The sequence below is a fragment of the Sulfitobacter albidus genome (assembly GCF_018200035.1).
Classification (GTDB): domain Bacteria; phylum Pseudomonadota; class Alphaproteobacteria; order Rhodobacterales; family Rhodobacteraceae; genus Sulfitobacter; species Sulfitobacter albidus.
Window position 1 is genome coordinate 2,731,357 of record NZ_CP073581.1, and the last position, 14,114, is coordinate 2,745,470.

Consider the following 14,114-nt stretch of genomic DNA (forward strand, 5'->3'; position numbering starts at 1 on the left):
TCTGTCTTAAATCCTGCCTAGGCTATCCAAGCCGATGTTTGGTTAACAAGCCATTTCAGCGACCCGGGCGATTTCGTCTTTTTCGGTGGTGTGCGGCCCACACTACGGCGGGCGCGCTACCGATCGCCCGCATTCGGCGCGGGCGCTGCCGCACCGCCGGAGCCCCCACCGCCCCCAAAGATGTCCCGCAGGACCTGATCGATCAGCCCACCCTGTCCGCCCTGCGCCGCGCGGGGCGGGGCGGCGGGTTCGGGGGCGGTTGCGATGCTGTCGCCCTCAAAGATGACCTGCGCGGGCGCAGGCGGCATCAATGGCAGGGGTTTGGGCGGTACCCCCTCGTGCACCCGCTGCATCGTCTCGCGCCAGATCTCGGCGGGCAATCCGCCGCCGGTCACGCCCTTGAGCGGGGTGTTGTCGTCGTAGCCCATCCAGACGCCGGCGACGTAGTCGGCCGAAAAGCCGATGAACCACGCATCTTTGGCAGCGCTCGTCGTGCCGGTCTTGCCCGCCAATTGACGGCCCCCGAATTGCGCACGCTGTCCGGTCCCCTCACTGACGACTTTCTCCATCATATAGATCAACTGCCGCGCGGCATCTTCCTGAATGACCCGTTCCCCGATCCCGCCGCCAGTGCCCATCAATGGCTCGTTATCGCCGCGCAGGCTGAGATCGATCAGACCGTAGGGCGTCACCGAAGAGCCGCCGTTGAGGATGCCCGCAAAGGCACCCGTCATCTCGATCAGGGTGCTTTCGGACGCACCGAGTGCCAACGCCGGACCGGCGGCCAGATCGCTCTTGATCCCGAACTGTTCGGCCACGGTGCTGACGGTCTCGCGGCCCACGGATTCGGAAATCTTCACCGCCGGGATATTGAGCGACTGCGCCAGCGAATTGGTCATCGTGGTCTGGCCGATGAAACGATTGGTGTAATTCTTGGGACACCATTGGCCCGAACCGGGGATGTTCAGGCAATAGGCCTCGTCCGTCACCAGATCATTGGGGGAATAGCCCAGATCAAGCGCGGCGGCATAGATGAACGGTTTGAACGCCGATCCGGTCTGGCGCAGCGCCTGCGTGGCGCGGTTGAACGCGCCGGAGACTTTGGTTTTGCGCCCGCCGACCATGGCGCGCACGGCGCCGTCGGCGCTCATCACCACAATGGCGGCCTGCGCCTCGGAGCCGGGGCGCACCTTGTTGTCGAACACCCATTTCAGCCCGTCCTCGGCGGCCTTTTGCATACGCTGATCCAGCGTTGTGCGGATGATGACATCCTCGGTCGTGTTGCGGGTAAAGAACTCCGGCCCCGTCGACATGACCCAGTCGGCGAAATAGCCGCCCGCCCGCGCCTGTGCGGCATCCGACAGCTCTGCCGGATTGGCCTGCGCGACGGCGGCCTCTTCGGCGCTGAGATAGCCCTGCTCGTTCATCAGGCGGATCACGGTGGCGGCGCGGTTGCGCGACCGCTCAAGGTTTGACGTGGGCGAAAGCGTCGAGGGCGCCGTCAGCAGACCCGCGATCATCGCGGCCTCCGCCGGGTTCAGCGTTGCCGCGTTCTTGCCGAAAAACCGCTGCGCCGCCGCCTCTGCCCCGTAGGCGCCACCGCCCATGTAGGCGCGGTTGAGGTAGATCGAGAGGATCTCGTCCTTGTCGTACTTCGCCTCCATCGCCAGCGCATAGACCGCCTCACGCGCCTTGCGCTTGATCGAGCCGCGGCGGCAATCGGCCTCGTACTCGGCCTCTGTCATGCCCGAGGATGGATCGAACGGCTCCCCCAGGCACAACAGCTTGGCCGTCTGCTGCGTGATGGTCGAGCCGCCGTGGCCCGACAGCGGCCCACGCCCCTCGCTGAGGTTGATGCGAATGGCCGACGCGATGCCGCGCGGGCTGAGGCCTATGTGGCGGTAGAACCGCTTGTCCTCGGTCGCGATGACCGCGTTCTTGAGGTGTGGCGAGACATTCTGCGCCGTCACCGCCCCGCCGAATTGATCGCCGCGCCAAGCGAAAACCTCGCCCTCGCGGTCCATCATCGTGACCGATCCACTGGCCCGCCCGTCCAGCAACTCTTCGACCGGGGGCAGCGTTGTGTAGAAATAGCCAACGATCAGCGCCAGAACGGCGATGCCGACCAGCGCGGTGCGCGAAAAAATCACCCAGATCAGCCGAAGGATCCACCGCACGATGGCGGCAAAGAAACCGATGATCCCGCCGCGCCGGGGCTTGCGCGCGGCGCGCTTTTTCGCGGCGGGCTTCTTGCGCCGGGACGCTGTCGGCTTGGCCGTGGATTTGGCCGCGCCGGATTTCCCGCGATAGCGGTTCTCGGCGACCAGTGGCCGCTTTCTCTTGGATGAATCACTCATGGATCTTTGCCTGCTCGGGCTGATGTTTTTCGGACAATACTGCGTCGCGGCGGAATTGTTTAGCGATTGATCCGCGCAGCAGCTTCTAATTTATGCCTGCATTTTAGGCAAAACTAATTTTCCGCCTATTTTTTGGACAACCGAGCTGTGTTGGGCGCCGTGAATCGCCCCGGCCAACTTCCCAACGGCGCCCTCCTTCCCTTTTGCTCTGGGCGTACCGTGCAGGCAGTGGCTGCACTCACGAAAGGGGACTGACAGGTGAAACTCATCATAGCGACGATCAAACCGTTCAAGCTCGAAGAGGTCCGCGAAGCGCTGACCGAAGCGGGCGTGCGCGGCTTGATGGTAACGGAAATCAAGGGCTTTGGCGCGCAGTCGGGCCACACAGAGATCTACCGCGGCGCCGAATACGTCGTGAATTTTGTGCCCAAGGTCAAACTTGAGCTGGTCGTGGCCGACAGTGTTGCCGACCAGATGGTCGAAGTGATCTCGAAAACCGCCCAGACGGGCAAAATCGGTGACGGCAAGATCTTTGTGCTCGACGTCGAACAGGCCGTGCGTGTGCGCACCGGCGAAACCGGCGAAGACGCCATCTAAACGCAAGGACGGAATGATGAAAAACAAACACCTACTTCCTTTGACGGCCGGTCTGGCACTGCTGCCCGGCCTCGCGCTGGCGCAGGATGCCGCCGCCCCCGGTTTCGATGAAATCGGTCCCTATATCATGACCACGCTGCTGTTCCTTGTGGGCGGCTTTCTGGTTTTCTGGATGGCAGCCGGTTTTGCCATGCTTGAGGCGGGCCTCGTGCGGTCCAAGAACGTCACGATGCAGCTGACAAAGAACATCGCGCTCTTTTCCATCGCGTCGATCATGTATTGGCTGGTTGGCTTCAACCTGATGTATCCGGGCGATTTCAACGGCTATTTTGCATTCAACTTCGTCCCAACCGTGCTGGAGCCCGTGGGCCTCGCGGCGGCGGATGCCTCGCTTGATTACGCCTCTGTAGCTTCCGACTTCTTCTTCCAGCTGATGTTTGTTGCGGCGACTGCGTCGATCGTGTCGGGCGCGCTGGCGGAGCGGATCAAGCTGTGGCCCTTCCTGATATTCGTGGTCGTGCTGACAGGTATCCTGTACCCGATTTCCGGTTCCTGGCAGTGGGGCGGCGGCTGGCTGTCCGAGATGGGCTTCAGCGATTTTGCGGGCTCCACCATCGTGCACTCCGTCGGCGGCTGGGCTGCTCTGGCAGGCGCGCTGATCCTCGGGCCACGTCTGGGCAAATACAAGGATGGCAAAGTCAACCCGATGCCCGGCAGCAACCTTGCGCTGGCCACATTGGGCACGTTCATCCTGTGGCTGGGTTGGTTCGGCTTCAACGGTGGCTCGCAGCTGGCAGCCGGTACCGTAGGTGACATCACCGACGTGGGCCGCATCTTTGCCAACACGAACATGGCTGCGGCTTCGGGTGCTGTCTGTGCGTTGATCCTGACGCAGGTGCTGTACAAGAAAGTCGACCTGACGATGGTCCTCAACGGCTGTCTGGCGGGCCTCGTGTCCATCACGGCCGAGCCTCTGGCGCCCTCGCTGTTCGGGTCGCTTTGGATTGGTGCCGTCGGTGGTGCGATCGTGGTCTTTACCGTGCCGTTCCTCGACAAGCTGAAGATCGACGACGTTGTGGGCGCCATCCCCGTGCACCTCTTCGCCGGGATCTGGGGCACCATTGCCGTCGTGTTCTACAATACCGACGCGAGCCTCGTGACCCAGCTGACAGGTATCGTGGCCTACGGTGTGTTCACCTTCGTTGCCGCCGCCGTCCTGTGGTTCATCCTCAAGGCCGTCATGGGCATCCGGGTGAGCGAAGAAGCCGAAGTGACCGGGCTCGACACCAGCGAGCTGGGCATGGAAGCCTACCCTGACTTCGTCCGCTGATCATTTTTTCCGGCCCGTGACCTCCTCCCCACGGGCCGGGGAAGACCTTGGCAGACAAAAGAAAGCCCCGCCAATTTGGCGGGGCTTTTTCCGTTTCACTCAGGTAGCGTCGTGTCAAATGCCGACTTCGACAATCGCCTGCGCAAGGATCGGCACCGTCTGCGCGTTCAGCCCGGCGATGTTCATCCGGCTGTCGCCCACCATATAGACCGCGTGATCGGCGCGCAGTTTCTCAACCATCTCTGGCGTTGTGCCAAGGCGCGAGAACATACCGCGGTGCTGTGCCAGAAACCCGAAACGGTCCGAGCCCGCACGCTGTTGCAGCTCGGTCGCGAGCTGTGTGCGCAGGCCGAGCATGGTCTGGCGGACCTCCTCAAGCTCTGCCTGCCAGTCGGCGCGCAGGGTGGGGTCGGTCAGGATCATCGTCACCAGCCGCGCACCGTGATCGGGCGGAAAGCTGAAGTTCTGGCGGTTGAGATAGGCAAGCGTGCCCTGATTGAGCCCGCGCGCGCTCTGATCCGCGCTGACGGCCATCAGCAGGCCGGTGCGTTCGCGGTAGATGCCAAAGTTCTTGGAACAGCTCGCCGCGATCAGACATTCCGGCACGCTGAACGCCACCTTGCGCGTGGCGGCGGCGTCTGCCTCCAGCCCGTCGCCGAACCCCTGATAGGCGATGTCGATCATCGGGGTTGCACCGGTCTTTTGCAAAAGTGCTATCACCGCGTCCCATTCCGGCGCGCTGAGGTTGGCACCCGTCGGGTTGTGACAGCAGCCGTGCAGCAGGATCACGTCGCCCTCTTTCGCCTGCGCCAGATCATCGAGCATGCCCTGCGCATCGACGCCGCGGCTGTCATTGTCGAAATAGCGGTAGGGCACGACCTGCATCCCGAGGTATTTCAGGATCGACAGATGGTTCGGCCACGTCGGGTCAGAGACAAAGATCCGTGCGTCGGGGCGCGCCATCTGGATCAGCTCGAACGCCTGACGCACGGCCCCGGTGCCGCCGGGGGTGGCTGCGGCGGCAACGCTGTCGCGCGCCACGGCGTCGCCCAGCACAAGATTAATCATCGCGTCCGCGAACGCGGGATCGCCCGCAAGGCCGGTATAGACCTTTGTGTCCTGCTCTTCCCACAACTTGTGCTCGGCCGCTTTGACGGCGCGCATCACCGGCGTGAGGCCGGTCGCGTCCTTGTAGACGCCGACGCCAAGGTCAATCTTGGTCTCGCGCGGATCCTCGCGGTAGGCTTGCACCAGAGCGAGGATTTTATCGGCGGGTTGCGGTTGCAGGGTTTCGAGCATCATGCGTCTCCGGTTGCGACGGGCACGGTGGGGAACATTCCCCACTCGGCCCAGGATCCATCGTACAGCGCCCAGTCGCGGTGGCCCATCCGCTCAAGCGCGAGGGCGAGCACGGCCGCCGTGATTCCCGACCCGCAGGAGGTGATGACCGGCTTGGCCAGATCAACGCCCGCCGCCTCGAAAATCGCGCGTGTCTCCTCGGGGGATTTCAGCGTGGCGTCGTCGTTGAGCAGGCTGTCGTAGGGCACGCTGCGTGATTTGGGGATGTGGCCTGCGCGCAGACCCTCGCGCGGCTCGGGCGCCTCCCCGCGAAAGCGCGCGGCGGCGCGGGCGTCGACGATTTGCGGCGAGCCAAGCTTGGACGCATGCGCCACCTGCGTGACATCGCGCACCAGCTGGTTCTGAAAGCGCACGGTCATGTGACGGTCGCGCGGGATGGGCGGCATATCTTCGGTCGCACGATCCTCGGCCAGCCATTTGGGCAGGCCACCGTCCAGCACGGCGACGTTGTCCTGCCCCATCAGGCGAAACAGCCACCAGACGCGCGGCGCTGAAAGCACCCCCGCCCCGTCGTAGACTACCACCTGATGCCCGTCGCCAACGCCCATCGCGCGCATGCGGGACATGAATTTCTCGATCGGGGGGGCCATATGCGGCAGATCCGACCGGGCATCCGAAATCTCGTCAATGTCAAAGAAACGGGCACCGGGGATGTGAGCGGCATCGTATTCGGCGCGCGCATCGCGCCCCGCGTCGGGCAGATACCACGAAGCGTCGAGAATACGCAGATCGGGATCCTTGAGATGTTTTGCCAGCCAGTCGGTCGAGACAAGTGTTTTTGGATCGTCGGTCAAGGCAGTCCCTCCGCTAAAGAAGATGTCGTAGCCCTACTCCCGCCGCCCGGTTGACGCAAGGGGCGGGGTCAGAGCGGATCGGTGGCGCGCAGCAACGGGTGGGTCCGGTGGATCGCCCAATAGGTTGAGAGATCGGCAAATGTCGCCAGCAGCTGCGCTCCTTCGGGCGCACGTGTCAGATAGTCGAGCATTGCGAGCAGATGCAGATCGGCCCGCGCGGGCGGACCGGTAAGCGCGCCAGGTTCACGGACGATGCCGTCCAACCAGTTCAGAACCGGCTGCGCCGCCCGCAGACCCGCAGCCAGGACCTGCGGATCGGACGGCGCGCCCTCGCGCGTGGCAAAATACCCGTGCACAAAGATCTGGCGCACAAGCGGCCAGTAGCCGTAGGCATCGAGCACGGCGATAACCTGCTCGCGCCGGGCGGCGGCCTGTCTGTCCTTACCCGCGTCATGGCCCATCAGATGGCGGGTGATCGCGGATGTTTCCGTCAGGATGAAATCCCCCTGCACCAGAACCGGAACGCGCCCGAAGGGGCTGACGGCTGCAAGCCGGGGATCAGGCGGGGCTGCGAAAGGATCGACCTCGACGTATTGCGCGCCCTGCCCGGACGCTGCCAAAGCCATGCGCGCGATGCGGGTATAGACGGACGGGCCGTAGCCCAGCAGCGTAAGTGGCTCAGCCATGATCCTTGAGAAGCCGCGCCTTCTGGCGGTTCCAGTCCCGCTTGGCCGCGGTTTCACGCTTGTCGTGGTTTTTCTTGCCCTTGGCGATGCCCAGTTTGATCTTGGCCATGCCCCGGTGGTTGAAATACATCACGATGGGGACCAGGGTCATGCCCTTGCGCTGGGTCGCGTTCCATAAATCCGCCAGTTGCTTGCGCGAGACCAGCAATTTACGGCGCCGTCGCTCTTCGTGGCCAAAGGTTTTCGCCTGTTTGTAGGGGGCGATGTAGCCGTTGACGAGCCACAGCTCACCATCCTCGACCGCAGCATAGCTTTCGGCGATGTTGGCGCCGCCCTGGCGCAGCGATTTCACCTCGGATCCTTCGAGCATGATGCCGCACTCGATATCCTCCTCGATCGCGTAGTCGAACCGCGCGCGGCGGTTTTCGGCGATGACCTTATAGTTGGGGTCCGATTTGGAGGATGATTTTACCTGAGCCATGTCACGCAGATAGAGCCTGCACGCCCCGCCCGCAAGGGACGGGCCATATCCGGGCGTGTGCGCCTTCGCTCGCGGCGCCGATTTTTTGAAAAAATCGGACCGGAATTTTCGAAAATTCCGATCCCCGCGGCTGCTGGCGGGCGCTATCGCAGGCCGTTGCGCGCAATGAAGGCGGTCAGGTCAAGTACGATCTGTCCGCGCGCGCGGGCAATGGCGGCGGGCCCGCCCTTGGGATCGTAGGCCACGGTCAGATCAAACAGACCCGAGCGTTCGCGCCCGTTGAAGACGCCGACAAAATACTGCCCGTTCGCGCGGAAGATCCCGTCCATCCCGGCGATCAGCTCGATAAAGCGCACGTCGAGGGCGGCGGAGGCTTCCTCCTCGAACGGCCATGGCTCCGGCGCGACGCGGCGGCCGCTCATCCGCGCAAGGTTGCGGCTGATCTCAAGGCCGATTGCGCGCTCGGGCGCGTCGCCCCATTGCACGCCGGACGACACGATCGTGCCATCCGCCGCCTGTTGCGCGATCTCGTCGGCGGCGGCGTAGCTTGGCAGTGACACATCCTTGACCTCGACCGAGGCAAAACCGATGCGGATCTTTTCCGCGACCGGAGGCGATTGAACCGCGATCCGGTCAGAGGCACCGCAGGCCGCCAGCAGCGCCAGCCCGAAGCAGAGAGTGAGTGGTTTCAGAAAGGTCATGTCAGCGTCCCAGCAGCAGAGAGTTCGGATTGCGTTCGATGGTGCGCGCCAGTTTTTCAAGCGCGGAGGCGGCCTGTTGGATGTCGCGCAGGGTCGCTTCGACCTCGCGGGTCACCTGATCGCCTCTGTTGTAGCCCTCGATGGTGGTACCTGCACGAACCAGAAGCGCGTTGAGGCGCGTAATCAGGCGCGGCACGTCCTGCGCCGAGGTCGCGATGCTGTCGGCGGCGGAGCGCGCGGAGGCAAGGGTCTGGTTAACGTTCGCCACCGCCCCGCCCGCGCGCAGCTCGGCGAGCGTCGCGTTCAGCTCATCCAGCGCGCCCGCAAGGGCGGCGGGCAGCTGGGCGGTGTCGGGGCTGCTGACCAGCGCATCGGCCGAGCGCGTCAGCGCCGTCAGCTCGTCAAAGAGGGTGTTAAGCTCAAGCTGCTCGGCCTTGGCGGCCACCGCTTCGATCTGCGCGACCAGTTCCGGCACACCCTCGACAGAGGAGGTCACGCTTTGCGCCGCTTCTGCCGCGCCGTTGAGCGCGTTGCTGAGGCTTTCGAAGACACGCTGCTCTTCGAGCTGTGTCAGTGCATTGCCAGCCTGCGACAGGGTCGCATTGAGGGTGGCGGGTACGGCCTGCACATCCGGCGAGGTGATCAGATCCGACAGATCCGTGAACAGTTGGCTGATGTCGGCAGGCAGGGCCGCGACGGCGTCGCTTGCAACCAGTGCCTCGGCGGATTGCGTCAGGCGGGTCACCTCTGCCAGCAGCCCTTCGAGGTCAAGCGCATCGGCCTTGGCCGCGACGGATTGAAGATCACTGACCAGTTCCGGCACACCGTCAACCGAGGTGATAACCGCATCCGCCGCATCCGATGCCGATTGCAGCGTATCGCGCAGGGTGGTCGCGATCTGCTGCTCTTCGAGCTCGCCCACGAGCGCCTCGATCCGGGTCAGCGTGGCGTTCAGCGACACGGGAATGTTGCGCACATCGTCGGATTGCACCAGCCCGGTCACGCTCGTCAGCAGATCCCGGATATCGCCGGGCGTTTCCTGCAGATCGCGGTTCGAGATCAACGCATCGGCCGAGTTCATCACGTTGATGGCGGAATTGAGCAGCTCTTCGATCGGCAGACCGTTGATGCGGTTAAACACGCCCTCGACGGTCGCGGCGGTCTCTGAGGTATTGCTTTGCGTCGTCGGCATGATCGGCAGATCCAGCCCGTCGGCAATCATCTCACCCGATCCCGCATCTGGCACATTGACCAGCTCAACTTTCAACCCGCCGGTCAGCAGGCTGGCCGAGGCAAGGCGGGCCCGCAGACCGTTGCGCACACGCTCTTGCAGGAACGACAGTGCCGCGTCGGCAGTCACGTCGCCCGGCAGCCCAAGGCGCGCTGGCTGTAACGACAGGATTACGTTCAGCCGCACGCGGTTGTCGCCGAACTGATCCCGGTTGACGACGCCCGACAGGCTGTCAACGACGCCAATCTTGAGCCCGCTCAGCTCGACCGGGGCGCCAACGGTCAGGCCCGACACGTTCTCTTCGAACAGGACCGAAACCTGAAGCGGATCGACCTCGGAAGCCGAGAAAAGGCTGTTGCGGGCGGTTTCACGGTCGACATAGACCTCGAATACATCGCCGTCCTGCACCGGATCGCCCCCGGACACGAATGTGTCAAAGGTGATCCCGCCGCCAACCAGCGTCGCGAGCGAGGAAAAATCGATCTCGGCGCCGGAGGGTCCAATCGAGACGCTGAACCCCGAAGTATCCCAGAAGCGGGTCGAGGAGTTCACGAGGCTGCGGTGCTCCTCAAAGATAAGGCCTTCGACGATGGCAAAGGCGCCGCTTTGCGCGATCTGGGCGCGGCCCAGCTGGCCCACTTCGATCCCACGGAACATGATCGGTGCGTTGTCGGTCAGGTTACCCTGCGAGGTGGTGCGAAAGGCGATCTGGAGCCCCTGTTCCCCCGGGCGGATCAGCGGGGATTCGTCTGCACCTGAAAACCGGCTTTCCGGCGCGCCGATTTCGGTGTCCCAGGAACCTTCGATATACACACCGCTCAGCACGGTCGACAGGCCGCTCACGCCTTGGGCGGAAACCTCGGGTTCAACAATCCAGAAGACCGAGCTGGCGTCGATATAGGGCGCTACGTCCTTTGAGATGCGGATATGCGCCTCGACCTGCCCCAACCCTTCGCTGAAGCTGATCTTTTCCACCTTGCCGACAGTGATCTCGCGGTAGCGCAGTTCGGTCTCGCCCTCTGAGATGCCCGCGCCGCTGTCAAAAGCCACAACGATCACCGGCCCGCGCGAGGCGTAGGATTGCCAGGCGATATAGAACGCCACAACCAGCGCAAGGACAGGAATGATCCAGATGAGGGAAACCGCGCGACCGCCGGCCTTTTTTGCCGGTGTGATGGCCACCTTTGGCGGGGTATCAGACATTGGCGGGCGCCTTTTCATCTTCTTCGGGCTGCGGGTCTTCCGATTGCGTGTCCCAGATCATCCTGGGATCAAACGCCTGCGCAGACAGCATGGTGAATATAACGGAGAGGGCAAAGAAAAACGCGGCCGGCCCGGGTGTGATGGACACCAGGCCTTGGAGTTGCACGAGGGCCGACAGGATGGCAACAACAAATATGTCGATCATCGACCAACGCCCGATGTATTCGACCACCTCGTAAAGCCACAGCTTGCGGTGATGCCCCCCGGCGATGCTGCCGCGCTGCACACTGAGCGCCAGAAAGGCGACGGCCCAGAATTTCCCGATCGGAATCAACACAGACGCGATCAGGATGATCGCTGCCACCCCGATCGAGCCGTACTCCGCCAGCTCGACCGCGCCACCGATGATCGTACTTTCCTGAACATCGAACAACTGCCGGGTGCGCAGCATCGAATAGGTATTGGCGGGGATATAGCACATCAGCCCGACGATCCAGAATGCCCAGACCCGTTGCAGGCTTTTGGTATCGCGCGACACCAACACGGCGCCGCAACGGCCACAGCTTTCGGTGCCCAGCGGCCACGCTCGGGTGCAGCGGGTGCAGGCCACCAGACCCGCCTGCCGCGCGGTTACCGTTTCTTGGGATTTTCCAGCGCGTTCCATACCGACCATTTACACATAAAACCATCCTGCGCCATCACCAGCACCACGAGGATACCGAACATCCAGAAAGCAGGGCCAAAATTTACCGTTGCCAGATCCGCGACCTTGACCAGTGCCACCGCGCACCCCAGCGCAAAGATTTCGGCCATGGACCAGGGGCGAAGCGCCTCGGACAGGCGGAACGCGGGGATCGCGTGACGCGCGGGCGGTCGGTCGCGCACGAGCGGCACCAGCACGTAAAGCGTAAGCAACATCCGCAAGAGCGGCACAAAAAAGATAAACCCCGCCGTCAGCAGCGCCAGCACCAGCATCGGCCCTTCGGTGAAGGTCAGCGCGGCATCGAGGATCGACACCGCGTTGCTCTTGCCGGCCGCCGAGATCGAGAGAAACGGAAAGACGCCGGCGGCAACAATCAGGATGACCACGGCGATGGAGACCGCGATGATCTGCATGCCGGCCTTGCGACGGGGAGCGATCAACACTTTATGGCAGCGTGTACAGACCGCCCGTTCCCCGTGTGCGGGCCGTTGCAGAACATAGGTCGCATCGCAGACCGGGCAGACGATCAACTCGTCCAGCGGGGCGTTCTCAAAAGGGGGTTCTGCAAGGCTCATGGCTGCAGTCTACGCGGTTCCGCAAGCAAGGTGTAGCGGCTTATTTCTCTGCGTTATCAATTCCTAACGCAGAAAGTATTTCATCCGTATCCGCACCGATTGCGCGCGGTGCCCTCGGAGCAACAGGTGCCGTGCGGCTGAATCGCGGTGCCGGAGCGGCTTGCAGGACACCATCCACGCGCGCAAACGTGCCCCGCGCCGCCATGTGCGGGTGCCCCGGCGCCTCCGCAAAGGTAAGTACCGGCGCCACGCAGGCGTCGGTCCCGTCAAAGATCGCGGCCCAATCATCACGGCTGCGCGCGGCAAAGGCGCGGGCGTAGATGTCGCGACGGGCGGGCCACTGGGCAGGATCGTTCTGATCCTCCTCCGGCGGCAGCCCAGCCTTTTCCAGCAGCAGCGCGTGGAACTGCGGCTCCAGTGCGCCAACGCTGATGTAGCCGCCGCATTTGCAGGTGTAGCAGCGGTAGAACGGCGCGCCGCCGTCGAGCCAGTTCGCACCGCGCGTCTCGCGCCACGTGCCACGCGCGCGCATCGCGTGGATCAGCCCCATCATTGCGGGCACCCCGTCGACCATGGCCGCATCCACCACCTGCCCGCGCCCCGAAACCCCGCGTTCGATCACTGCCGACAGGATGCCCAGCAGCAAAAACATCGTGCCCCCGCCGTAATCCGCGACAAGGTTCAGCGGCGGCACGGGTGCACGGTCAGCGTCACCCATGGCATGCAGTGCGCCGGTCAGCGCAAGGTAGTTGATGTCGTGCCCGGCGGTGTGGCTCAGTGGCCCCTCCTGCCCCCAGCCGGTCATCCGGGCGTAGATCAGACTGTCGGCGCAGCTTTCGGGACCAAGCCCCAGACGCTCCATCACGCCGGGGCGGAACCCTTCGATCAGCACATCGGCAGAAGCGATGAGCGCGCGCGCGGCGACGAGCCCCTCCACCGACTTGAGATCGAGCACCACCGAGCGTTTGCCGCGCCGGTTGATATCCGTCGGATCGGCGGGGGCTGCGGCGCGGTCGACCGTGATGACATCGGCGCCCAAATCCGCCAGCAACTGCCCGGCCAGCGGCGCAGGGCCCAACCCCGAGAATTCGACAACCCGCAGCGACGACAGCGGCCCGCTCATGCCGCACCAGGCAGCGTCACCTCGCGCGCGCCCTCCTCAAAATCCTTCAGCGACAAGGGCCACGTCACGCCCGGCCAGCGCAGCTCCATCTCGCGTTTTCGCGGACGGTAAATCGCGGTATAGAGCGTGCCGAAACCCTGATTGAACGCCGTCGAATAAAGCGGTGGTTTCAGGAAGGCGTTGATGAACTTATCCTCAGGGTCACGGTGCAGGCGCAGACGTTGCAGCAGGAAACGCTCCCGCTCAACGGTGGCGGTGAACCGCGCGTGGCTGATCCATTCGACATCCGCCTGATGGTTCGTCGCCACGGGCGCGTGGGTGACGACCGCCTCGCGGTCGGGCGCCATCATCACGGTGAGGTAGTCGCGTTTGCGGTCCAACACCGTCACGTTATAGCTCATGTGGGTTGGCACACGGGCCAGCACCTCTGCCGCCTCGGCCGCCGTTTCGCAGATTTGCAGGACATACCGCAGGATCAGCGGCACGCCAAACCCTTCACCCACGACGCGCCGCCCGCCGAACGTCAGCGAGATCGACAGCCCCTTGTCGTTGACCCCGTCGACCAGCCCCCACAGGCCGTCGGACGTCCCCATCACCCGCCGCCCCTGCCAGCGCGTGCGCAGCACGAGGCTGTCGAATGCGCGCGGGTCGTAGTCGTAGTTGCGCACCATCACCGGCTGCTTGCCGGCCCAGATTGCCTGACTGCATCCCGCAAGATACGGCGGTGGTGTGTAAAAGCTGAGAAAGCGCGCGGCGTGGTCGGTCCCCCCGCCAGTTCGCACAGCTGATCGTAGAGCGGCACCATTTCCGGCATATGGGTTTTGAGCGCGCGCGCAGAGGTGGCGTAGGTGGGGCGGGACGTCTCCCCCTCCTTGAGCCACCAGGCCCGGTAATCGGGCCAGTATTCGCGGAAAAGCCCGGCCCATTTCGGGCCGGGCGTATCCTCTGAGATTGCACGCCAGTACATGAGGCGC

General features: G+C 63.9%; 12 protein-coding genes and 1 pseudogene. 2 read left to right on the forward strand and 11 right to left on the reverse strand.

Annotated features, from left to right (window positions below):
* Positions 1–116 precede the first annotated feature (116 nt).
* Positions 117–2,357 (reverse strand): transglycosylase domain-containing protein, encoded by a 2,241-nt coding sequence (locus tag KDD17_RS13485; RefSeq protein WP_212704132.1) that lies wholly within the window; start codon positions 2,355–2,357, stop codon positions 117–119.
* Between the two features lie 258 nt (positions 2,358–2,615).
* On the opposite strand from KDD17_RS13485, the gene KDD17_RS13490 reads away from it, so the two are divergent.
* Positions 2,616–2,954 carry a P-II family nitrogen regulator gene (locus tag KDD17_RS13490; RefSeq protein WP_067288315.1) on the forward strand — a complete coding sequence of 113 codons (339 nt, stop codon included), beginning with the start codon at positions 2,616–2,618 and terminating at the stop codon, positions 2,952–2,954.
* A 16-nt stretch (positions 2,955–2,970) separates the two neighbouring features.
* On the forward strand, positions 2,971–4,284 hold the full coding sequence (locus tag KDD17_RS13495; RefSeq protein ID WP_431358129.1) for an ammonium transporter: 1,314 nt from the start codon (positions 2,971–2,973) through the stop codon (positions 4,282–4,284).
* Between the two features lie 114 nt (positions 4,285–4,398).
* Here the strand turns inward: KDD17_RS13495 and KDD17_RS13500 are convergent, their stop codons facing one another.
* From KDD17_RS13500 to KDD17_RS13545, 10 genes and pseudogenes are all read right to left on the reverse strand, one after another.
* Entirely contained in the window at positions 4,399–5,583 is a 1,185-nt protein-coding gene (locus tag KDD17_RS13500) for an amino acid aminotransferase (RefSeq protein ID WP_212706244.1), read from the reverse strand.
* Positions 5,583–6,437 carry a 3-mercaptopyruvate sulfurtransferase gene (gene sseA, locus KDD17_RS13505; RefSeq protein ID WP_212704134.1) on the reverse strand — a complete coding sequence of 285 codons (855 nt, stop codon included), beginning with the start codon at positions 6,435–6,437 and terminating at the stop codon, positions 5,583–5,585. Before sseA ends, KDD17_RS13500 begins: the two co-directional genes overlap by 1 nt.
* Before the next feature lie 68 nt (positions 6,438–6,505).
* Positions 6,506–7,123 (reverse strand): glutathione S-transferase family protein, encoded by a 618-nt coding sequence (locus KDD17_RS13510; protein ID WP_212704135.1) that lies wholly within the window; start codon positions 7,121–7,123, stop codon positions 6,506–6,508.
* Positions 7,116–7,604 (reverse strand): SsrA-binding protein SmpB, encoded by a 489-nt coding sequence (smpB, locus tag KDD17_RS13515; protein WP_212704136.1) that lies wholly within the window; start codon positions 7,602–7,604, stop codon positions 7,116–7,118. The genes KDD17_RS13510 and smpB overlap by 8 nt, the downstream gene beginning before the upstream one ends.
* 143 nt (positions 7,605–7,747) lie before the next feature.
* Complete coding sequence (locus KDD17_RS13520; protein WP_212704137.1) at positions 7,748–8,305, reverse strand: PqiC family protein; 558 nt, start codon at positions 8,303–8,305, stop codon at positions 7,748–7,750.
* Position 8,306: 1 nt separating this feature from the next.
* Positions 8,307–10,739 carry an MlaD family protein gene (locus tag KDD17_RS13525; RefSeq protein ID WP_212704138.1) on the reverse strand — a complete coding sequence of 811 codons (2,433 nt, stop codon included), beginning with the start codon at positions 10,737–10,739 and terminating at the stop codon, positions 8,307–8,309.
* The gene (locus tag KDD17_RS13530) at positions 10,732–11,412 is read right to left on the reverse strand and encodes a paraquat-inducible protein A (protein WP_212704139.1); all 681 of its coding nucleotides are present in this window, start codon (positions 11,410–11,412) and stop codon (positions 10,732–10,734) included. The genes KDD17_RS13525 and KDD17_RS13530 overlap by 8 nt, the downstream gene beginning before the upstream one ends.
* Positions 11,370–12,017: a paraquat-inducible protein A gene (locus KDD17_RS13535; RefSeq protein WP_212704140.1), complete on the reverse strand. Its 648-nt coding sequence runs from the start codon at positions 12,015–12,017 to the stop codon at positions 11,370–11,372. The genes KDD17_RS13530 and KDD17_RS13535 overlap by 43 nt, the downstream gene beginning before the upstream one ends.
* 40 nt (positions 12,018–12,057) lie before the next feature.
* Positions 12,058–13,140 (reverse strand): CaiB/BaiF CoA transferase family protein, encoded by a 1,083-nt coding sequence (locus tag KDD17_RS13540; protein WP_212704141.1) that lies wholly within the window; start codon positions 13,138–13,140, stop codon positions 12,058–12,060.
* Positions 13,137–14,107: pseudogene (locus KDD17_RS13545) on the reverse strand (C45 family autoproteolytic acyltransferase/hydrolase). The gene KDD17_RS13540 and the pseudogene KDD17_RS13545 overlap by 4 nt, the downstream one beginning before the upstream one ends.
* Positions 14,108–14,114 lie beyond the last annotated feature (7 nt).

Coding starts and splice junctions, on each gene's coding strand:
- KDD17_RS13530 (WP_212704139.1), bottom strand. CDS start 11,412: ATGGTCGGTATGGAACGCGCTGGAAAATCCCAAGAAACGGTAACCGCG.
- smpB (WP_212704136.1), bottom strand. CDS start 7,604: ATGGCTCAGGTAAAATCATCCTCCAAATCGGACCCCAACTATAAGGTC.
- KDD17_RS13535 (WP_212704140.1), bottom strand. CDS start 12,017: ATGAGCCTTGCAGAACCCCCTTTTGAGAACGCCCCGCTGGACGAGTTG.
- KDD17_RS13500 (WP_212706244.1), bottom strand. CDS start 5,583: ATGCTCGAAACCCTGCAACCGCAACCCGCCGATAAAATCCTCGCTCTG.
- KDD17_RS13485 (WP_212704132.1), bottom strand. CDS start 2,357: ATGAGTGATTCATCCAAGAGAAAGCGGCCACTGGTCGCCGAGAACCGC.
- KDD17_RS13495 (WP_431358129.1), top strand. CDS start 2,971: ATGAAAAACAAACACCTACTTCCTTTGACGGCCGGTCTGGCACTGCTG.
- KDD17_RS13525 (WP_212704138.1), bottom strand. CDS start 10,739: ATGTCTGATACCCCGCCAAAGGTGGCCATCACACCGGCAAAAAAGGCC.
- KDD17_RS13510 (WP_212704135.1), bottom strand. CDS start 7,123: ATGGCTGAGCCACTTACGCTGCTGGGCTACGGCCCGTCCGTCTATACC.
- KDD17_RS13520 (WP_212704137.1), bottom strand. CDS start 8,305: ATGACCTTTCTGAAACCACTCACTCTCTGCTTCGGGCTGGCGCTGCTG.
- KDD17_RS13540 (WP_212704141.1), bottom strand. CDS start 13,140: ATGAGCGGGCCGCTGTCGTCGCTGCGGGTTGTCGAATTCTCGGGGTTG.